Genomic DNA, 21,439 nt, shown 5'->3' on the forward strand with positions numbered 1-21,439 from the left:
CTGTTTTTACTGTTGGTTTTGATTCCTGTTAAACCTTGACCTGTATCTTTAACCAACTGACTTGTAGTAGCCAACACAATAAAATTTATTGGTAAATCTTTTAAAAGTGTACTATGAAGTTGATTGGAAGAAAATAAAATATTGCCCTTATCTGCAATTAAATGTTCACAATTTGTAAAAACAGGTGTTTCCTCTGTGTAATTATTTACAGATTTAATATCACTTGGATTAAATAATACAGCTAATTTTTGATCTAATAAATGAATTTCTTTCCAGTTATTCTCTACAATTATTTTCTTTAAATTTACAATTACTTCTTCATCGTTTTCACAATACAAAAACTTCCCCCCTTTATCTACAAAATTGTGTACAAAAAGGTCGTCAAGAGATAAATTTACTTCCTGCTTTTGAATGTATTCATCTTCTTTAACTGGTTTATTAAAAAGTTTTTTAAAAAAATTCATGTAAATCTACTCTTCAGAAACATTGTCTACTGATGGAATATCTTCTTCTTTAACAATTTTAACATCATCTTCTACTTCTGATTCAAATGGTCTTTTACCAAAAATCTTCATTAAATCGTCTTTAAAGATCACTTCTTTTTCTAATAATAACTCAGCTAAAACGGTTAATTTTTCTTTGTTATCTGATAATAAATTTATGGCACGCTGGTATTGAATTTCTATCATTTTAGAAATTTCTTTGTCTATTTTTTTCCCAGTTTCTTCGCTATAAGGTTTTACAAAAGCATCATTACCAGAAGAATCGTAATATGTAATATTACCAACTTCATCATTTAAACCATATACTGTAACCATTGCTCTTGCTTGTTTGGTTACTTTCTCTAAATCGCTTAATGCCCCTGTTGAAATTTTATCAAAAATAATTTTTTCTGCAGCTCTACCTCCTAACGTAGCACACATTTCATCTAACATTTGCTCTGTTTGAACAATTAAACGTTCTGCTGGTAAATACCAAGCCGCTCCTAAAGATTGCCCTCTTGGCACTATGGTAACTTTTACTAAAGGTGCTGCATGCTCTAACATCCAACTAACAGTAGCATGACCCGCTTCGTGAAAAGCAATAACTTCTTTTTCTTTTGGGGTTATTACTTTCTTTTTCTTTTCTAGTCCTCCTACAATTCTATCAACTGCATCTAAGAAATCTTGATGATGAATTGATTTTTTACTAGTTCTCGCTGCAATTAAAGCTGCTTCATTACACATGTTGGCAATATCTGCACCCGAAAAACCTGGAGTTTGCTGTGCTAAAAACTCCACATTAACATCATCCGCAATTTTTAAAGGTTTTATATGTACTTCAAAAATTTCTTGACGTTCTCTAATATCCGGTAAATCCACATAAATTTGACGGTCAAAACGTCCTGCACGCATTAAAGCTTTATCTAAAACATCTGCTCTATTTGTAGCTGCAATAACAATTACATTAGTATCTGTACCAAAACCATCCATTTCTGTTAACAATTGGTTTAAGGTATTTTCTCTTTCGTCATTACCACCAGTCATACTATTTTTTCCACGAGCTCTACCAATGGCATCAATTTCATCGATAAAAATAATAGACGGCGATTTTTGTGCAGCTTGTTTAAATAAGTCACGCACTCTAGATGCACCTACACCTACAAACATTTCTACAAAATCGGAACCCGACAAAGAGAAAAATGGTACTCCTGCTTCACCAGCTACTGCTTTTGCCAACAAGGTTTTACCTGTTCCTGGAGGACCTACTAACAAAGCTCCTTTTGGTATTTTACCCCCTAATGAGGTATACTTTTCTGGGCTTTTTAAGAAATCTACAATTTCTTGAACCTCTTCTTTTGCTCCTTCTAAACCTGCGACGTTTTCAAAAGTTGTTTTAACTTTGGTATCTTTATCAAATAATTTTGCTTTAGATTTTCCAATACTAAATATCTGACCTCCTGCTCCAGAACCTCCTCCTGCTCCAGACATTCTTCGCATAAAAAACAACCAAATGGCAATTAATATGATGAAAGGTAAGAAACCAAGAATTGCATCAAAAATGCTAGTTCTTTCTCTGTTATCGATATCTACAATAAGATCGTTTTTTTCTTTTGCTTCGTTTACACTTTGCTCAAACGTTCTTAAATCACCAAAATTATATTCATACACTGCAGAACCTGGCCTGTAAAATGTTGATGATGTAAATTCTTTATGCTTTGATTTTTTTAAAGCATCTTGCGTTAAATAAATTTGTGCAATATCTTTATTTAAGATTACAATTTCTTTAATATCATTGTCTTTTAAGATTTCATCAAACTTATTTTTAGAAATACTTTTTGATGCTAAATCTCCACTGCTAAAAAACTGAACAGCAATAATTGCAATTAAAACTGCTCCATAAATCCAATATGCATTGAATTTAAATTTAGGTATGTTGGGTTTGTTGTCTTTATTTGAATCACTCATGTGTTATAAATCAATAGGTTAAACAGGATTAATTTCGGTGATTTTTGCATCACCCCAAAGGCTTTCTATGTCATAAAATTCTCTAACATGCTTTTGGAAAATATGTACTACAACATTCACGTAGTCCATTAAAACCCATTCAGAGTTGGTTTGCCCTTCTATATGCCAAGGTTTATCTTTAATTTCTTTACTTACTACTTTTTGTACTGAACCAGAAATAGCGTTTACCTGTGTATTTGAAGTACCTGAGCAGATTATAAAATAATCACAGACTGTGTTTTCTATTTCTCGTAAATCTAGGAGTTGAATATCTTCTCCCTTTACATTATCAATTCCTTTAATAATTACAGCGATTAATTCGTCTGTGCTTACTTGCTTTTTTGTCATTAACGTATTCTCTAATTTGCGTGCAAAGTTATTGTTTTTTTGCGAGTTTTTTACGTAATTTTGAACTACTTTACACATTATTTAACACTTGAAAATTATCAAACTTAATGCCATTGATTCTACGAGTTCTTTTTTAAAAGAATTGTCTAAGCAATCTACGCTACAAAATTATACAGTTGTTGTTGCAAACACACAAACCAATGGGCGTGGTCAGCAGTCTAATAGCTGGGTTTCTGAACCAGGTAAAAACCTTACTATGAGTGTGTTTGTTACTAATTTAAACTTACCCATTACTAACCAGAAATACTTAAATTTTAGCATTAGTTTGGCTATATTCGATCTGCTATCTACTTTGCAAATTAATGCTTTAACTATTAAATGGCCAAACGACATTATGGCAGTACATCAAAAAATATGTGGCATTTTAGTAGAAAACGCTATCAGAAATCAGAAGATTCAATCTTCAATTATTGGTATTGGTTTAAATGTGAATCAAACTAATTTTCCAGCTTTTTTAAAACAGGTTACCTCGTTAAAGTTACTTAACAATACAGTTTATGACCTTGATATTTTGATGACAGCATTGTTGCATCATTTAAAAAAAAGGATTGCACTTTTACAAAGCAAAGCATATCATCAATTAGAAACGGATTATTTAGAGGTATTGTACAAAAAAAATAGCCCAACTATGTTTAAAGATAGTCAGGCACATTTATTTATGGGTAAAATAATCGGAATTTCTGCTTCTGGAAACCTCTTAATTGAATTGGAAAACGAAACCGTAAAAGAGTTTGGAATTAAAGAAGTTTCTTTGGCTTAAACCGTTTCTAAGTTATCGGTTAAGGTTTCAATAAAACTTGTTAATGGCTTTTTTACCATCATTGCCATCATAGCATTAAAATTGCCATTAAAATCTAATTGTACTTCAGCAGAATCATCATCAATTTCTTGAATATCTGCCACTAATTCAAAATCTAACTTGCTGCTTGCTGCACCTAAAGTAACATTAGAATATTCGGTTTTTTCTTTTAACACCAATCTAATTTCTGGCATTCCTTTTAAACCAAAGATAAAAGAATCTCCATCAACCTCAAATTTTTGAATTGATGTTGGCATTAATTGTTCAAAATTCTTTAGGTCAGACAAAAACTCAAACGTTTCTTTTTGAGATTTATCTACTACTACTCTATCGCCTTTTATATTCATTATTTAGTTTATTTGTCTTGATTCCATTGGCTTGGATTAGCTCGCCACTCTTGCAACGTAAGCAATTCTTTTTCAGAAATATAACTGCTATCTAAAGCTTGTTCTAATAAGTTTTCGTAGTTACTTAAGGTTGCTAAATTTATATTTTTTTCTTTAAAATTTGCTGTAGCCACATCAAACCCGTAAGAAAAAATAGCCACCATTCCTTTTACAACAGCACCTGCTTCTTTTAATGCAGCCACTGCGTTTAAACTACTTGTTCCTGTACTAATCAAATCTTCGATTACCACTACATTTTGTCCACGCTCTAAATGACCTTCTATTTGGTTTTTTCTACCATGTTTTTTAGGTTCTGGTCTTACATACACAAAAGGAACTCCTAATTCTTGAGCCACTAATATACCAATAGCGATAGCACCTGTAGCTACACCAGCAATAACATCTGGCTTCCCATACTCTAATTCAGCAATTTTTGCGATTTCTTCTTTTAAAAAAACGCGCACTGATGGGTAAGACAATGTTATTCTATTGTCGCAATAAATTGGCGATTTCCAACCAGAAGCCCACTCAAAAGGCTTACTAGGGTTCAGCTTTATCGCTTTTATTTGTAATAAAAGTTCAGCTGTTTTTTTTGCAGTATCTTTGTTCATAATCATGGGACAAATGTATAAAGTTTTTGTAAATGATAATCCAATTATTATCACATCTTCATTAAAAAATGAAAATAATTATCCTATTTACCTTTTTGAAAACATCACTTTTGAAGAAATATTGCATGTAATAAAGGATACTGACATTAATGGAATACAACTATATTCAACTGACTTAAAGAAAGATTGGATAAGTTTTACACAACATTTAACCGTAATTGCTGCTGCTGGTGGCTTGGTTACAAATGCCAAAAATGAATTGCTTTTTATTTATAGAAATGGCGTTTGGGATTTACCCAAAGGTAAAATTGAAAAAGGAGAAACTATTGAAACAGCAGCCATTCGTGAAGTGGAAGAAGAATGTGGTATTTTTAACCTAAAACTGGGTAAAAAACTCGTAACTACATATCATATTTACCACCAAAATGGCTTAAACTTAAAAGAAACGCATTGGTTTTTAATGACTTCTGATTACAATGAAGCATTAATTCCTCAACTTGAAGAAGGAATTACTGAGGTTTGCTTTAAAAATGAAGTAGCTATTCAAAAAGCATTACAAAATACGTATGCAAACATTAAAATAGTGTACGATACTTACAAAGAACTATAGTTTTCTCAAAAAACCTTCTATCTTTGCCCACTTAAATTTTGAACACGCAATGACTACCTTTTTAAAAAAAATAACACCAAATGCCAAAGATGATGTCTTAGCAGGTATCACTGTTTCTTTAGCCATGATTCCTGAAGTAGTTGCCTTTGCTTTTGTGGCACAAATAGACCCTTTAATGGCACTTTCTGGTGCTTTTATTATCGGTTTAATTACAGCTATTTTTGGTGGTAGACCAGGTTTAATTTCAGGTGCTGCTGGTGCAGTTGCTGTTATTTTTGTACATATGATTTCTGAAGGCCACACCAAAGGCATGTTATTAGATCAACCTGTAGAAAATATGGGCTTTTTCTATTTAATGGCTTGTGTTGTTTTAATGGGTATTATTCAAATTTTTGCGGGCGTATTTAAATTAGGAAAATTTGTACGTTTAATTCCGCATTCAGTTATGATGGGTTTTGTAAACGGTTTATCTATCGTAATTTTTATAGCCCAAGTAAAAATGTTTTCGCACAAATCTTTATCGGTTTCTGCAGAAGGGGTAAATGAATATAAAAGTACATTTATGCAAGGTACTGAGTTGTATACCATGCTTGGATTGGTTTTATTAACGATGGCCATTATTTGGTTGTTGCCTAAAATTACAAAAAAATTACCAGCTGCATTAACAGCTATCTTAGTGACTTCTTTACTTGTAATTGGTTTTAATATTGATACCACTACAGTAGGTTCTTACATTATTGAAGGTGGTGGAACTGGCTTAAAAGGCGAATTTCCAACACCAAATATGGAACTTTGGCAAAATTTACCCTTTAATTTAGATACCCTACAGTTTATTGCCTTACCTGCATTTTTAGCAGCTTCTGTAGGATTGATAGAAACCTTAATGACCATGAACTTGGTTGATGAATTAACTGAAACCAGAGGTAATGGAAATAAAGAATGTATTGCACAAGGTTCTGGAAATATAATTTCGGGGTTGTTTGGTGGTACTGGAGGTTGTGGAATGATTGGCCAAACTGTTATAAATATTAACGCTGGTGGTAGAGGACGCTTGTCTGGTGTAATGATGGCAGTTACCTTACTAACTTTTATACTTTTTGCTGATAAATACATAGAAATGGTGCCTATTGCAGCTTTAGTTGGGGTAATGTTTATGATGGTTATCGAAACCTTTGCTTGGTCTAGTTTTAGAATTTTAAAGAAAATACCAAAATCGGATGCTTTTGTACTTATTGTAGTTTCTTTAGTTACTGTTTTTGTAGATTTAGCTGTGGCTGTTTTTACAGGGGTTATAATTTCTGCCTTGGTTTTTGCTTGGGAAAATGCGAAAAAAATTAGAGCAAGAAAGCGCTATAAAGAAGACGGAACTAAGATTTATGAAATATGGGGTCCTTTATTTTTTGGAAGTATTTCTGTTTTTAATGATAAGTTTGATGTAAAAAACGACCCAGATGTTGTAGAGATTGACTTTGTAGAAGCGCGTATTTCTGATCATTCTGCCATAGAAGCTATTTTTGCTTTGGTTGAAAAATACCAAGCTGCCAATAAAAAAATAACCTTAAAACATTTAAGCGAAGATTGTAAAGTATTGCTTTATAAAGCTAACCCAATTTTTAAGGATATTATCATTGAAGATATTGATGACCCTCGTTATCACTTAGCTGCTAACCCAGAAAAATTTCCTAAGCCTTTGAAAGAGTATAAGTTTTAGGTTTAGTAATACAGTAATAAAAAAACTCAACTTTTTTAAAGTTGAGCTTTTTTTAATTTAAAATTATACATATTGTATGTTGATAACCATACCTTTTTAAAATATTTTTGTAAAAAATATAAAAATTATAAAAACATTTCAAACTTACTATGCCAATAAATCATAACTTTCACTTGGTGGAAATAATAATTCTATTCCTTCAGGTTTAATTTTAAATAAAGGACCTTTTTCTTTTGCACCTCCTGTTTTAGTTCTCTTTATTAAATGATCCATAGTAATGATGCCTTGTTCAATCAGTAAATCAAATTGAGAAGTAATGGGCTTTTTAGTGTGCTCGACTAACTTATATTGAAAATGTTCATGTTCATCAATCTTGATACTTTCAGCTTCTACCCAAAATGTTTCTTTATGTTTAGATTTTAATCTGTTATGAAGTTTGTCCAATGTCCAAACCACAAAATCGCCAACCTCAGGTTTATCAGAGTTTTCAATCAGTTGTTTAATATCGCTATCGATTCTTAAATTCAAGCCTTGAGAGTTTCTCGTAATTGCCGAAACTGTGCAATATAATTTAAAATCATCTTCTCGTTTGTATCCAAAGTTGTCGAGAATTTCTGCCGAACTTTTAAACTTACTTAATTTCCAATCTGGAACTTGTGCAAACAAATTTTTTCGGTTCGTTCTGCTGTTTCTAAACGATTTAAGCTCAATTCCTTTATAATCTGGTTGTTTAGAAGAATTAATATCAATTCCAAGAGCAGTTTCAAGTGTTCGGCCAACAGAAGTGTCAGCATCTACCATTGAAGGAATTGGGCCAGCATTTGCTATTTTTCTTAACATAGCTAAAAGCTCAAAAGCAACTTCGTTCTCAGTTGTGTTAATTGCATTAATTAACTCTTGAAATGGATTTAGAATTGAAGAATTAATCAATTCCTTAACATCTAATTTTGTCAAGTTAAAAACTTGAAAACTATCATTGTAATAGGTGATTGCAATAATATCGTTTGGGTCGGCAACTTTTGTCAAACCATAAAACCAAATTCTTGGATCTCCTTTTTTTGTTGAAGGTCGGTATAGTGAAGCTTTTGACTTAATGGTTTTAAAACCAGTATGAATGATTGCAGGAATCATCACTTTACTCTCCGTTCCTTGACTTTGTAATTCGTAATCGTGAATATTCTCACTTTTCAAATAACTTCGAACTGCACCAGTTGCATCCATTATGGATTTTTTTAATCCTGTTTCGGTTGGCTCAATTAAAGTAAGAGAAACTTGGTTTTTGGTCAGTAATTTTATCTTGTTTTGTTCTACGTTTGTAAGTTTTCTCATATTTTAAAACATTGAGTAACAATTTCTTTAAGTAGTGGTTCTGCAAATTCAACAATAAATTCTTCATCATTTTTATCCATTATATATTCTCCAAACTTATTGTGGGCGATTGAAGACCTTACTCTATATATCCAATAAGCACATATTTTAGGAATTATTATATTATAATTATGACCTTGAGATTCAACAAACGCTTGATTACCAAATTTTCCTTCTTCATCAATAATAGCTCTAAAGTCATTAGTTCTTCTTAATGGGTTACTTTCTTTACCATATTGATAAAATATTTTAACTGCTTTTTCCTTAAAAGGCTCAATAGTGTTCATCGTATTCGTTAGAGATACTAAATCAATACAACGCTCTCTTATTATTGATATAAGCCTGTTAATCTCTTCTCTAGTGTATTCCTTTAACTTACCGCTAATTTCTTTCTCTTTATTGCCTTCTTCTACTAACGCTTTAATTTTTTGAGCGGTATGCATATCAAATTGCAATTCTAGTAAATGGTATAATTTTAAAAAACGATTAAATGGATTTGGTTCATTTATAGATAGAAACAGATTGTCTTTGTAAATACTATTTCTTATTTTTAGATTACTAGAGACCGATAGACTATTAGTTGTTTTCTTCTTGTCAAAAATTATGTTAGGCTTATCATCAATATGAAAGAAACTTCCCCAAATGGATGAAGTCTTTTTATAACTTGATTTGTATTTATTAAAATATCTTTTACGAATAATTATATAATCAAACTTGAAAGTGTGACTTTGGTCTACTATATATTCTTGGTCATAATCGATATAAAAACATATTTTTTCATCGTTGGGCAATCCTTCAATGTCCTCGACTTTTCTATCCTTTAGAAACTTTATTTCGCCAATATTAGTGCCAGATTCATATTTAATGTCAATAGTATTATTTCTATCAAACGAAAATGACGTAGTAATAGGTAATGCGATTTTATCATCTATACAAGTGTACCCTAAAACTTCACTTATTTCAATATTTTCTAAGAAAGCATCCCCGTCTATTATAGCAAGTAACTGTTGGTAAGTCATAATTAGTTTTTCTTTAAGCTAATAGACATATCCACCCAACAATTATATAAAGAGGTTAAGCCTTCGTCTCTAAAATATTCGGTAAATGAATTGACTAACAATAATCTAGTAGCATAACCAACATTATAAACTTTAGGGTCGGCAACCTCTTGTCTTATTTTTTTATAGTCTTCTAATCTTAGAACATCATCGCCAGAATTAGCATCGGATAGTTTATTTTTTAATATTTCAATAGCATTTTGAATTCTTTCCGCTCTTGATTCGTGAAGTTTCCCAATTCCAGCAAAAAATGAGTTAATAACATTAGCGTCTGCAAACCAATTTCTGAACGATTTCAAATTTGTTTTATCGCATATACGAAACAATTGTTCATCTAATTCACAATAATCATTTAAGTACATTTTAAAAGCTGAAAAACTTTCAGTTAGATATTCTTCATTTCCATCCATTATTTTCTCTTCAATCAGTCTTTCTGAAACAATACTGGACTTGTCTACTTCTGGCGACCTCATTAAGAAACTATAATATGCTGTTACTAACCTTTCAAATGGAAATTGTCTTCCTCCAGTTCTTTTTGACTCTTCATTTTCTACTAATATTTCCAAATTATCAATTTCTTTGGTCAAAGTTACTCTCATAGTAGTGAAAAGTAGTTCTATTTGATGTCTCATAGACATAGGTTTTTGACCAGAGTTTAAAACAATCAATCTATAAACTAAATGTGATATATCTGGTTCAATCCAAATTTCTAACAACAGTTTTTGCTCATTTTTGAATTTGACATTATTATCGAGTAACTCTTTAATTTTGTGTGTTCTCTGTAAACCATCAAGTATATAAATGTTATCCTTAATGAGTTTTATTTTTTCAGTAATTTTAGTAATATCCTGTTTTTCTACAATATCAATAAAATCAGATGCTACATCTGGTTCAATTGCCAAAGTAATACCTGGAATTAAAGCCCCTTTTTCTAAATCTTCTTTTAGGCGTTTATAACCTCTATGTACTTCTTTTTTTCTTTGAAGTTGAAATTTATTATAGTTTTCTCCAATTAGTTCAAAATACTCTTGGACTAAAATTTGTGCGTACAAGACATTGGTATTTGTACGAAAGTCTTTTGTAAAACCAATTATTTTAAATGAATTCATAAGTTATTTAATGTTTTTTAAAATTTCACTTGCAACTGCTCTGGCTAATAAAGGTGGAACAGCATTTCCAACTAAGGTGTATTGTGGAACTTCTGTTTTTCTATTATTTCCGCCAGTTGAACGTTTTCCTTGAAATACAAAAGAGTCATCAAACGATTGTAAGCGTGCCATTTCTCTAACGGTTAATGACCTTGGTGAGTTGTAGTGAATATAATCGTCTGCAATAGTCATTATGGTAGAGCTTTGTTCGTCTGGCTTTAAAACATTGTAATTTCTTTTATTTGTAGAAAGATTTAATTTTTCAAGTTCTGGTTGTGCTTTTTTGTAATTCCCATTTTTTAAAATGACACCAAGTCTTTCAATAACCGTTTCGTTTTGGTTACTTGTTTTGTGATTGTTTAGTATGTCAAAATACTTTTCTCCATTTTCAAGTGCTTCGCTATTTCTAACATAAAAAGGCTTAGTTTGAGGTTTGAAACGTTCAATCAATCGACCTTTTTTTGACCACTCAGCAAATGATTTTCCGCCTTTTGAAATTGGCTTTCCATCAATTCTACGTTTCTTTAAAAGTTTAGCCATTTTTTTGGCTGTTCCATTGTATTGAGCTGAAATGTCAACCAATTCGTAACGATGGGCTTCTTCATTATTACCTATGAAATCTAAATCATACAAAGCTTCAAAGATAGTAACTTTTTCTTCTTCTGAAACTGTTGCAGGAATTTCAGAAATATACTTTTGGTCTTTACGGCAACCAATGAAAAGCACTCTTTCTCTGTTTTGTGGGACGCCATAATTAGAAGCATTAGCAACAAAAGGTTTTTCTATTTTGTAAAGTCTAATACTTTCAAGAATAGTTTCTAATTCTTTTTTTTGTGATTTATTACAATGCGTTTTTAATATCTGTATTGACTCATCGAAAGAGTTTGTATAAATTTTTAAAGCAGTAATGATATCATCACAATCTTTTTTATAAATCGTCGGAACTTTTAAAATTTTAAAGGCATTTTCAATTTTTGATATGACACTCTCTGAACTGATTTCTGTTAGAAAATCAGTAAAAGCATTCACAAAATTATCACTATCAATATTGCAAAAGTCTTTTTCTTTTATGATATCACGCTTTAATTTTTCCCATTCTTTTGCTCTAGCTAAAATATTAAAACCGTGACGAATAGTATTTATATTTTCGTCCGTTTTACTGGTTTTGTAATCTACAATTTTTGGTGTTAGTTTTTTGAACCTATTTTCTACAAAATTGATGAAATCTGCTTTTCCACTTTGTTTATCTTTTTCGAGTAGCTTTTCAAGTTCCACACGTTTTATAATACTATCGAGTAGAAAAGAATTTAATTCCACTCGCACTTTTTTTATAAATGAAGTGAGTGAAGGAATCTCTTTGATGTCAACAATGGAGTTTATCTCTTTTATGATAAGCTCTTTTATCTTACCCTTTTCTTTTGTTAAAATGCCTTTTACATTCTCCATTACGAAGTATTTTGGCTGTAACACCTTAATAACTTCTAAATAATGAGAAAATAAGTCGTCTTTTTTGTCGAATTTTTTACGTTTTCCTGCAAGACTAAAACTTTGGCAAGGTGGACCACCACAAACAACGTCAATTTTTTTACCAGCTATTTTCTCTAATAAATTGTCTAAAAAATCTGGTTCTGTAATATCTTGTTTAAGAAATTGTGCATCCAAACCTAATTGGTGATTATATCGTACTAAGTGCGTTAATTCACAGTTTTCGTTTATATCGTTAGCAACAACAAAATCAAAGTACTTATTGTTATGTTCAGCTTGTAAAAACCCTTCGCTAAAACCACCTGCACCAGCAAATAAATCTACAAAAGTGAACGGTTTACCGTAAAGAGAAACTTGTTCTTTTACAATATTTACGTTATTATTTTCTTTATAATTTTCTATATGTTCGTTTAAAATTCTTTTAATATCATCTTGAATAAAAGTCTTTTTATTAGAATGATGTAAAAGTTCATCAGTTCTTTCTCTTAAGAAATCTAAATAATGATTAATTTCATTTGATTCTATATTTGTTCCTTTAGTTTTCTGTTTAGATTTATCAAAATTTTTAGGTTCAATTTTTTTTCCAGTTGAAACTTTGACTTGATTTCCGTTACAGTTTATTCTCAAATGTATTGGTGCAAAACCTTTTTTATCAGTTTTATCTAAATAAAAATTTATTGTAGCCATAATTTTAAAGTACGTTTTTACATACACGGACAAATTTACGGACATTTTTTTGTTTTTAACTAATACTATAAATTGTTTATAGAAAGTTATTTTGAATTCTTGATTTTTATACCAAATGATTCAGAAATTTACCATACAAGACCTAGTAAGTTTTATGATGAAACTTATAAATAATTAAAAAAAACAGGTATTGAAGAATTGGATTAAACCAACCCTAAATCCACCAATTTTTTTTTGAAAAAAGTTTGCTAGCTTTATTAAAAATTGCTCCACATGGCTGAGCAACAACAAGCGCACCTTGCTCCTAACATCTGAGTGTTTTTTGTGTATCTTTAGGGAAGTTTCATGGTATTACTTCTTTGTACTGCTAAAACTTTATCATTAAATTGAATGATTGCACAAGTAACTTGAATAGTTTTTTTCATAACCTTTTAAACTATAAAATAGCTTTTAACAAATCTACAAATTATTGAAAGTATTCAATGACATCCTTATTCCAAAAATAGCAACAACGCCTTATTTCTTTTAAAGTCAGCTACTTTAAAATTGTACGCCTTATACTTTAAAGTGTTTGTTAAGTAACTTTTTTGTAAAACATTAGATACTTTTACAGCACCGACCAGTAACCATTTTATAAAAATAGTGCAATAATCATCTATTTATTATACTATAGTTTTATAAATATAGTACAATAGTTTTGAATAAAATATAGTATTTTTACAAGTGTAGCAATAAACCTCTCAGGGTCTTGATAAGAAATCTTAAAAATAAAGATACAAAATTTTAAACGATTACAATGGCATTACGTTACAGAATTACCAAAAGAAGCAATGCAATAAAAAATAAAGAAGCATAATACATTATGCAAGCTGTTAATACGGGTACTATTGATTTAGATACTTTAAGCAAAAACATTAGTGATGAGTGTACCATACATAGCGTAGATGTTAAAGCAGTATTAATGGCGCTAGGTAATAAGTTAGATTTTTATTTAAGTGATGGTAAAATTGTAGATCTGGGTGATGTTGGTAAATTTAAAATGGCGTTTAGTGGTGTAGCTGAAACCACTCCAGAAGCACTGAGTGTAAAACGAAACATAAAAAAATATCATATCAATTATCAACCATCCGTTAAAATGAAAAGAAAGCTAAAAGCTGGTATTACCACCTACAAAGAAGGTAGCCGAAGTTAGTCATCAACTACTAATTTCTGAATACTACTAACCAATCCATCATCAATAAAAGGTAAACTAAAGTTAGGGTAATTTTAAAACAAAATACAAACAGGGTTTGGTGCTGCAATCTCATTGATAAAACTCAATTTACCAGTTTTTACATCTCTTTTAAATGAAATGATGTTATTACTGTCTTGATTAGCAACCAATAAAAATTTTTGATCTGGAGTTAATGAGAAGTTTCTTGGATTCGCCCCTCTTACATCTTCAAAACCAACTAAAGTTAAATTTCCGTTTGCAGCATTTACCTTATAAATCACAATAGAATTATGCCCTCGATTGGAGGCGTATAAAAATTGCCCATCATTAGAAATATGAATATCTGCTCCCTTTGTAAAGGCAGTATATCCTTCAGGTAACATAGAAATCGAATTAACTACATTGTACATATCATTATTTTCTTTTACCAAAGAAACGGTATTGTTCAATTCGTTTAACACATACATCCATTTAGTATTGGGATGAAAAACTAAATGTCTAGGCCCTGCACCTTCTGCCATTGGTAATTTAGCTTGTTTGGATAAAACTAATTTATTTTCTTTTTCATCTATAGAAGAAAACCACAATTCATTGGTACCTAAATCTACAGATATCACCTCATTTTTAATAGGATGAAACCATGCTGAATGTGCGTGAGGCGCTTCTTGCCTGCTTGTTGTTCCTTTACCTGTATGCTGTTGAGTTGCTAACAAGTTCGTTAATCCGTTTTGATTGTCGAGCTTTAAATAACCTATATTTCCGCTTGTATAATTGGCAACGATAACTTGGTTTTTAGCATTTACTGATACAAAACAAGGGTGTTCTCCTCCAGATTTCGATTTAGATTTAAAGAGTAAAGTATCTTTTTTAATCGCATAAGATTTTACAAATCCTGTTGCATTTTCGTTGGTTTCTTCAATAGCTATTAAAGTTGCATTGTCTTTTGTTTTTGCTAAAAAAGAAGGATTATTGGTTTTAGCCACTAAGCCTATTTTCGATAAAATGCCTTTTGCATCAATTTGATATTGGTAAATACCTTTACTATCTCCATTGGTATACGTACCCACATAAAAGGTTTTAGGTTTTTCTTCTTCCATTTTTGAGGTTTTGCAACTTAAAAAGCTTATGAACACCACTAATAATGTTATTTTTTTCATAACTGTTTTAAAAATTTAATTGAGGAGCTTTCCAAGTAATGGAATCACCCAATAAGTTATATTTTTCACTAATTATTGTACCTGATTTAGGTGTAAATTTTATCAATATATAACCTGTTGTTTTATTGTTATAAAAATTTACCCACTCCTCTTTCCAGTATTTTTCTTTCTCTGCTGCTGAATTTATAAGTGTTGCTTCGCCAAATAAACTAACGTAACTTACTGTTTTTGCATCAAAATAATATAAGGTTGCTTTTGGATTATTTTTAAGTTGTACTACTTTTTTACTTTGGGGTTTTGTTGCCATCCAAATTGTAAAATCATTTTGGGGCAAAAAAGGATCCATAGTTCTTGCATGTGCTACCCCTGCTGGATCTACAGTAATTAAGGCACAATTTTTAGAAGCTTGCAGTATTTCTCTCGCAATTTCAAGTTTTGTTTTCTTAACAGGGTTATGGCAATTTACAAAGAGCAATACCGTTAAAAATATATACAAATATTTCATAAAATAATGCTATTTAAATACTTTAAAAACAGGCAAACGCAAATGTGCGGGTTCGTAATGTGGAGATTTTTTATAAATAAAATCTAATTGCATTCTTGGATTGTTTGCAAATTCTTGGTCGTTGTTTCGTTTTTCTTCAAATTCTTTTTTTAACGACGGATTTTCCGCTAATAATTTTTCTGCAACATCTTCAAAAACATATGCAGAATAGCCTTCTTTTTGTTGTAAAATAGTATCGAAAAAGTTCCAATTAAAAAAAGAGTCTGTTGCTTCTGCCTCTAAAGTTTCTAGCAAATAACGCACTCCTGTTTGATTTGTTGGGATATAGATATCGCCGTTTTTAAAATTAATATTTTTAGTTGATGAAGAAACTGTGGTATTGTAATGTAAATAATGCCCTTCGTAAGGCGCATTTCTGCTTTTAAAATCTTTAATATGATTTACCACAACCGCAATTGTGGTATCATTTTTAAAACGTGTAAATTCAATGTTATTGTTTTGCAATCTGTCTACAATTGTATGCCAACCTTTAGGTAAAATATACGCTTTTGGTATAGCTACTTCTTTAGTAACCAAAAAATTATCATAATATTTCACCACTTCTTCAAAGGGTTTTGATTTGTCGTAAAACAGGCGTTTTCCACTAGTAACTTTGCTATCTCTATATTCGCCTTCATATCCCTTAAAATGCAAGTCGCTATAATTTTCGGTATCTACTTTATAATGTATAGGGTAGGTTTCTTTTGCTAAAATTGCTTGTGTTGCATTTGCTCTTAATTGTTTGATTTTTTCGGAGTTTTGTTCAGTAAAATCAAAAGCAGAAAATAACAATTCATAGGTTTGTTCCACTCTAATTTTGTAAGGCTTTAGCATGTGTGTTTCTACCATTAAACCTAAAGTATGAAACAAGGTGGTATACCCTGTAGAATATCTTGGAGAATCGAAAAATTGAGACCAACCACTTTTTGGTGTAGATCCCCAAACATTTACGTAAGGGGTAATGTTAATCTTTTTTTGTGCTAATGATTTTTCTATTCCAGGTCGCATTTCATCATTTAAAAACTTACCTAAATCACCACCTAATTTGTTATGTTGTGTAAATAAATGCGTTAGTGCATATTGATAATCTGCACCATTGCTTACGTGATTGTCTATAAAGACATCTGGATTTACGGTATGAAAAATTTCTGCAAAAGCAGCTGCATTTTTAGTATCTTGTTTTATAAAATCTCTATTTAAATCATAATTTCTGGCATTACCTCTAAAACCGTATTCAAGTGGTCCATTTTGGTTGGCTCTTGTATGCGAATTTCTGTTTAAAGCACCTCCAATATTATACACCGGAATTACACAAATTATAGTGTTTTGATACTTTTGCTGTAAAGAATCATTTTGTACAATATCTCTTAATAACATCATAGAAGCATCTATACCATCAGCTTCTCCAGGATGAATTCCGTTATTGATTAAAATTCTGTTTTTGGGTGATTGCTTAATTTCATCAACATTATAGATCCCGTTTTTGTGATATACTGCCAAATGTAAAGGTTCGCCTGAATCGGTTTGCCCAAAAGAAAATAAAGAAATTTCATCATAGGTTTCAGACAAGTCTTTGTAATACTTGATAACCTCTTGGTATTCTGGAGTTGCTTTACCTCCTGATTTTTCAAAAAGTGTGGTAAAATCTTTGTTTTCTTTGGATGAATCATCACAAGAAAAAATTAAAACTGATATTAGAAGTACAATTTTTTTTTTCATTTTATATTATGTTACAATGTCGAAAATAAAATCAACATTAATTATGAAATTTCTCCACAAAATCGAGAAGACAAAACGATGTGGAAAGCATATTGGTTTTAATTTTTATTTTACTCTAACAGCATTAGGCACTAAGCCTGTGTAATCTCCATCATTTCTAATAACATCTCTAACAATTGATGATGAAATGTAACTTTTACCAGAAGATGTTAACAAAAATACAGTTTCTATTTCCGATAGTTTTCTGTTGGTATGTGCAATGGCTTTTTCAAACTCAAAATCAGCAGGATTTCTTAACCCCCTCAAAATAAAATTTGCATTTTGTTCTCTACAGAAATTAACAGTTAAACCTTTGTAGGTAAGCACTTTAATTTTAGGCTCGTGTTTAAAAGTTTCTTGGATAAATTTTTTGCGTTCTTGTAAAGAAAACATGTATTTTTTATCTGCATTAATACCTATGGCAATAATTATTTCATCAAAAACGGTAACACCTCTTTCAATAATATCTACATGCCCCAATGTTAAAGGATCAAAAGATCCAGGGAAAATTGCTTTTTTCATTTAATATAGTTTAACTGTTTATAGGTTTAGAAGTTTATTGGTAATCAGATAAACTTCTAAACAAATCAACTCTAATTTAGTGCAGACTCAATAGCATTCTCAAACAAATCCTTTAAAGAAATTCCTGCTTCTTTGGCTTGCTGTGGTAAAATACTTTCCTCTGTCATTCCAGGCACTGTGTTCATTTCTAAAAAATAAGGTTCATCATTTACAAAAATATATTCCGACCTAGAAAAACCACTCATATTCAATGATTTATACACTTTTTTTGCAACCTCTTCTACCCTATTTTTCTGTTGTGCTGAAATTCTTGCTGGTGTAATTTCTTGAGATTTGCCTTCGTATTTAGCCTCGTAATCAAAAAAGTCATTTTCTGAAACAATTTCTGTAATGGGCAATACCTTAATTTCTTGGTTATACTCAATAACCCCTACAGAAACTTCGGTACCTTCTAAAAACGATTCAATTAAAATAGCGTTATCTTCTTTATAAGCTGTTTCAATTCCTGATAAAATTTCTGCTGAATTGTAAGCTTTTGAGATACCATAACTAGACCCAGCATTATTGGGTTTTATAAAACATGGTAAACCAACTTTTGCTATAATTGCATCAGTATCAATAATATCACCTTTATTTAAGTATACAGCAATGGCTGTTTTAATACCATATTCTTTTACTACACTTAAGGTATCTCGTTTGTTAAACGTTAGTGCCATTTGGTAAGAAGGTGCAGAGGTATGAGGAATGTTTAATAACTCAAAATAACTCAAAAGCATTCCATTTTCTCCAGGTGTACCATGAATTGCATTAAACACAACATCAAAAACAATGTGGTTTTTGTCTTTATAAAATGAAAAATCGTTTTTATTAATCAAATATTCGTTGCTGTCACCATCTAAAACCACCCATTTTTCTGGTAATATATGTACACGAAACGCATTGTATTTATCCGTATCTAAATGATTAAAAACTACATTTCCGCTTTTTATAGAAATATCTTTTTCTGAGGAAAATCCTCCCATTATTATGGCAATATTTTTTTTCATTACTTTGGGTTAATTATAACAAATTTATCAAAATATAAATAGAAATCACAACGTTTACTTTTTATATATTTGTACCACTAACAAAAACAATCTATGAGTATTTTTCAATTTCTTAAAAGCAAAACATTTTTTAAACAAATTGCCATTGCTGTTGTTGGCGCTGTTGTGCTTTTTTTTATCTTGAAGTTCTGGCTAAATATTACCACAAATCATGATCAGAAAATACAAGTTCCAGATTTGCATAAACTAACACTGGCAGAAGCTGAACGAAAATTAAACGAATTGAATTTAGACTTTAAAATTTTAGATAGTGCCAGTTACAACCCCACGTATCCAAAAAAATCTGTGATTGAACAGAGCCCAGAAGCTGGCGATTTTGTTAAAGAAAAGCGTAAAATTTATTTAACATTAAATCCATCAAAATATAGAGATATTACTGTACCAGATTTAAATGGAAGAACTAAAAGACAAGCCGAATCTGAGCTGCAAGCAATTGGTTTTATAGTGGGTACAGAATATACTTATGTGAGAGATATTGGTTTGGATGTGGTTAGAGGATTAAGACACAAAGGAGAAATTTTAAACCCTAATGATAAGTTGCCAAAAAACTCTATTATTGATTTGGTTTTGGGTGATGGAAAACGTTAGTGGATCTTAAATTTAAGTGATAAACAAAGTTAATTTGAAACAACTTACCCATTACGATATTAAAAATAAGCAAGAAAAATTTCCAATTACCATTGTTTGTGATGCTATTAGAACCCCAGAAAACATTGGAATGTGTTTTCGAATCTCGGAAAGTTTTGGGGTAGAAAAAATTTTTTTTCATGCTAATTCACCAACCCCTTTAAACCGAAAAGTAATTAATACTGCCAGAAATACTATTGATAAAATTCAACATGATTTTTATACGGATTTTAACGCAACAATTGAACAATTAAAAGCAGAAGGAAACACTATTATTGGCATAGAAATTACTGATAAAAGCATCAATATTCAAGATTTTAATTTTAAAAATCATCAAAAAATCGTATTACTTTTGGGTAGTGAACGAAATGGGATTGCCAACATTAATTTGGTTGATGCTACTATTGCTATACCCATGTACGGAAGTAATTCTTCCATGAATGTAATACATAGTTTGGCAATTACTTTGTATGAAATTACCAATCAAAAAAAGAAAAAATAAATTTCGTTAAACGTTATTTTAAAAGTAAGCATACTGAAATAAATTCAGCATAATATGAAAGGAGTTTTATTAGTAAATTTAGGATCACCAGACAGCACATCTACCAAAGATGTAAGAAAATATTTGGATGAATTTTTAATGGACGAACGCGTAATAGACGTGCCCTATTGGTTAAGAGTTTTGTTAGTTAGAGGTATAATTTTAAACACAAGACCTAAAAAATCTGCAAAAGCATATAAAAAAATTTGGTGGGATGAAGGCTCTCCACTAATCGTTTTATCAGAACGATTACTCAAAAAAGTTAGGGCTAAAACAGCATTACCTGTATCTTTAGCAATGCGTTATGGAAAACCATCAATAAAAACGGGTTTACAAGAATTGCACGATCAAGGTATTACAGATGTGTTAATAGTGCCTTTGTATCCACAACATGCCATGGCTACTACAGATACAATTATGGTTTTGGCAGAAAAATTAAGAAAAGAGTTTTTCTCTGAAATGAAATTGACTCATATCCCTGCTTTTTATCATAAAAAAGATTACATAAAAGTTTTAGCAGATAGCATTCAAAACTATTTAAAAGATAAAGAATGGGATAAAATTTTATTTTCATATCATGGTATTCCAGAAAGGCATGTTAGAAAATCTGACATTACTAAAAGCCATTGTAACCCTTCTGATAGTGAAAACTTTGCATGCTGTAAAACAAAATCGCCAGCTCATGAGTTTTGTTACAAACACCAATGCTATGAAACTACCAAACAAGTAGTTGCATATTTAGGTTTAGAACCACACCAATATTTTGTTTCGTTTCAATCAAGATTAGCTGGTGACCCATGGTTACAGCCTTATACTGATAAGATGATTGAAAAATACCCAGAAGAAGGTGTAAAAAAACTAGCAGTTGTTACCCCTGCTTTTGTTTCTGATTGTTTAGAAACCTTAGAAGAAATTGCCATGGAAGGCAAAGAAGAGTTTATTAAAGCTGGTGGTGAAGAGTTTCATGCAATACCTTGTATAAATGACAATGACGATTGGGTGGATGTTTTGGTAAGTTGGATAGATCATTAAAAATTAGCTATAACAACTAAAATGAAACCCTACAAAGATGAATCTCCTGAAAAAACGATCATAAAAGCTCGTAATATTTTAAGTGATTTAGGTATTTTTATTATTGAAAAACATAAATTTAAAAGCAAACATATTCATACTGCGAGTGTTGAGGTTTCAAGTAGTAATTTAAATAATTTAAA

The 21,439-nt window shown here is 30.7% G+C and carries 21 protein-coding genes; 7 read left to right on the forward strand and 14 right to left on the reverse strand.

The genetic code is table 11. From position 1 onward, the window contains the following. From ACTG3V_RS12105 to rsfS, 3 genes are all read right to left on the reverse strand, one after another. The coding region (locus ACTG3V_RS12105) for a hypothetical protein (protein ID WP_439132429.1) at window positions 1-464 on the reverse strand (464 nt) is incomplete at its 3' end. Window positions 465-470: 6 nt separating this feature from the next. After that, a complete protein-coding gene (gene ftsH / locus ACTG3V_RS12110; RefSeq protein WP_439132430.1) occupies window positions 471-2,447 on the reverse strand; it encodes an ATP-dependent zinc metalloprotease FtsH in 1,977 nt (658 codons plus the stop codon). 18 nt (window positions 2,448-2,465) lie between these two features. Next, window positions 2,466-2,834, reverse strand: coding sequence for a ribosome silencing factor (gene rsfS / locus ACTG3V_RS12115; RefSeq protein ID WP_439132431.1), 369 nt, complete (start codon window positions 2,832-2,834; stop codon window positions 2,466-2,468). 88 nt (window positions 2,835-2,922) lie between these two features. Between rsfS and ACTG3V_RS12120 the strand changes: the two genes are divergently transcribed. Beyond that, window positions 2,923-3,654, forward strand: coding sequence for a biotin--[acetyl-CoA-carboxylase] ligase (locus tag ACTG3V_RS12120; protein WP_439132432.1), 732 nt, complete (start codon window positions 2,923-2,925; stop codon window positions 3,652-3,654). On the opposite strand, the gene ACTG3V_RS12125 is transcribed toward ACTG3V_RS12120, so the two are convergent. Together ACTG3V_RS12125 and pyrE are read right to left on the reverse strand one after the other, a co-directional pair. Beyond that, the gene (locus ACTG3V_RS12125) at window positions 3,651-4,040 is read right to left on the reverse strand and encodes an SRPBCC family protein (protein ID WP_439132433.1); all 390 of its coding nucleotides are present in this window, start codon (window positions 4,038-4,040) and stop codon (window positions 3,651-3,653) included. The genes ACTG3V_RS12120 and ACTG3V_RS12125 overlap by 4 nt on opposite strands. Window positions 4,041-4,048: 8 nt before the next feature. Next, window positions 4,049-4,696, reverse strand: coding sequence for an orotate phosphoribosyltransferase (gene pyrE, locus ACTG3V_RS12130; RefSeq protein ID WP_439132434.1), 648 nt, complete (start codon window positions 4,694-4,696; stop codon window positions 4,049-4,051). Between the two features lie 7 nt (window positions 4,697-4,703). Between pyrE and ACTG3V_RS12135 the strand changes: the two genes are divergently transcribed. Both ACTG3V_RS12135 and ACTG3V_RS12140 read left to right on the forward strand, forming a co-directional pair. Beyond that, a complete protein-coding gene (locus ACTG3V_RS12135) occupies window positions 4,704-5,300 on the forward strand; it encodes an NUDIX hydrolase (protein WP_439132435.1) in 597 nt (198 codons plus the stop codon). Between the two features lie 49 nt (window positions 5,301-5,349). Further along, window positions 5,350-7,011, forward strand: a complete 1,662-nt coding sequence (locus ACTG3V_RS12140; protein WP_439132436.1) for a SulP family inorganic anion transporter — start codon at window positions 5,350-5,352, stop codon at window positions 7,009-7,011. Between the two features lie 147 nt (window positions 7,012-7,158). Here ACTG3V_RS12140 and ACTG3V_RS12145 read toward each other — a convergent pair whose 3' ends face one another. Genes ACTG3V_RS12145 through dcm form a run of 4 tightly spaced genes read right to left on the reverse strand, consistent with a single transcriptional unit; the run spans window position 7,159 to window position 12,757 of the window. Further along, on the reverse strand, window positions 7,159-8,340 hold the full coding sequence (locus ACTG3V_RS12145) for an MvaI/BcnI restriction endonuclease family protein (RefSeq protein WP_439132437.1): 1,182 nt from the start codon (window positions 8,338-8,340) through the stop codon (window positions 7,159-7,161). Beyond that, complete coding sequence (locus ACTG3V_RS12150; RefSeq protein WP_439132438.1) at window positions 8,337-9,398, reverse strand: hypothetical protein; 1,062 nt, start codon at window positions 9,396-9,398, stop codon at window positions 8,337-8,339. Before ACTG3V_RS12150 ends, ACTG3V_RS12145 begins: the two co-directional genes overlap by 4 nt. A gap of 2 nt (window positions 9,399-9,400) precedes the next feature. Further along, window positions 9,401-10,546 carry a hypothetical protein gene (locus ACTG3V_RS12155; protein ID WP_439132439.1) on the reverse strand — a complete coding sequence of 382 codons (1,146 nt, stop codon included), beginning with the start codon at window positions 10,544-10,546 and terminating at the stop codon, window positions 9,401-9,403. A 3-nt stretch (window positions 10,547-10,549) separates the two neighbouring features. Then, on the reverse strand, window positions 10,550-12,757 hold the full coding sequence (dcm, locus tag ACTG3V_RS12160) for a DNA (cytosine-5-)-methyltransferase (protein WP_439132440.1): 2,208 nt from the start codon (window positions 12,755-12,757) through the stop codon (window positions 10,550-10,552). A gap of 862 nt (window positions 12,758-13,619) precedes the next feature. Between dcm and ACTG3V_RS12165 the strand changes: the two genes are divergently transcribed. Further along, on the forward strand, window positions 13,620-13,949 hold the full coding sequence (locus ACTG3V_RS12165) for a DNA-binding protein (RefSeq protein ID WP_439132441.1): 330 nt from the start codon (window positions 13,620-13,622) through the stop codon (window positions 13,947-13,949). Window positions 13,950-14,023: 74 nt separating this feature from the next. Here the strand turns inward: ACTG3V_RS12165 and ACTG3V_RS12170 are convergent, their stop codons facing one another. The 5 genes from ACTG3V_RS12170 to ACTG3V_RS12190 all read right to left on the reverse strand — a co-directional run bounded on the left by ACTG3V_RS12170 (window position 14,024) and on the right by ACTG3V_RS12190 (window position 18,997). Continuing rightward, window positions 14,024-15,067: a lactonase family protein gene (locus ACTG3V_RS12170; RefSeq protein ID WP_439132442.1), complete on the reverse strand. Its 1,044-nt coding sequence runs from the start codon at window positions 15,065-15,067 to the stop codon at window positions 14,024-14,026. 67 nt (window positions 15,068-15,134) lie between these two features. Next, a complete protein-coding gene (locus ACTG3V_RS12175; RefSeq protein ID WP_439132443.1) occupies window positions 15,135-15,632 on the reverse strand; it encodes a pyridoxamine 5'-phosphate oxidase family protein in 498 nt (165 codons plus the stop codon). A gap of 9 nt (window positions 15,633-15,641) precedes the next feature. Beyond that, the gene (locus ACTG3V_RS12180) at window positions 15,642-17,390 is read right to left on the reverse strand and encodes a M14 family metallopeptidase (RefSeq protein ID WP_439132444.1); all 1,749 of its coding nucleotides are present in this window, start codon (window positions 17,388-17,390) and stop codon (window positions 15,642-15,644) included. A gap of 105 nt (window positions 17,391-17,495) precedes the next feature. After that, the gene (gene coaD, locus ACTG3V_RS12185) at window positions 17,496-17,951 is read right to left on the reverse strand and encodes a pantetheine-phosphate adenylyltransferase (RefSeq protein ID WP_439132445.1); all 456 of its coding nucleotides are present in this window, start codon (window positions 17,949-17,951) and stop codon (window positions 17,496-17,498) included. Window positions 17,952-18,022: 71 nt separating this feature from the next. Beyond that, window positions 18,023-18,997 (reverse strand): D-alanine--D-alanine ligase, encoded by a 975-nt coding sequence (locus ACTG3V_RS12190; RefSeq protein ID WP_439132446.1) that lies wholly within the window; start codon window positions 18,995-18,997, stop codon window positions 18,023-18,025. Window positions 18,998-19,090: 93 nt separating this feature from the next. On the opposite strand from ACTG3V_RS12190, the gene ACTG3V_RS12195 reads away from it, so the two are divergent. The 3 genes from ACTG3V_RS12195 to hemH are packed head-to-tail and all read left to right on the forward strand — an operon-like array spanning window position 19,091 to window position 21,257. Next, the gene (locus tag ACTG3V_RS12195; protein ID WP_439132447.1) at window positions 19,091-19,645 is read left to right on the forward strand and encodes a PASTA domain-containing protein; all 555 of its coding nucleotides are present in this window, start codon (window positions 19,091-19,093) and stop codon (window positions 19,643-19,645) included. A 34-nt stretch (window positions 19,646-19,679) separates the two neighbouring features. Continuing rightward, window positions 19,680-20,186, forward strand: a complete 507-nt coding sequence (locus ACTG3V_RS12200; RefSeq protein WP_439132448.1) for a TrmH family RNA methyltransferase — start codon at window positions 19,680-19,682, stop codon at window positions 20,184-20,186. A gap of 54 nt (window positions 20,187-20,240) precedes the next feature. Further along, window positions 20,241-21,257, forward strand: coding sequence for a ferrochelatase (gene hemH, locus ACTG3V_RS12205; RefSeq protein WP_439132449.1), 1,017 nt, complete (start codon window positions 20,241-20,243; stop codon window positions 21,255-21,257). The last annotated feature ends 182 nt before the right edge of the window (window positions 21,258-21,439 follow it).

The sequence above is a fragment of the Polaribacter sp. genome, from assembly GCF_965660385.1.
Classification (GTDB): Bacteria; Bacteroidota; Bacteroidia; order Flavobacteriales; family Flavobacteriaceae; genus Polaribacter.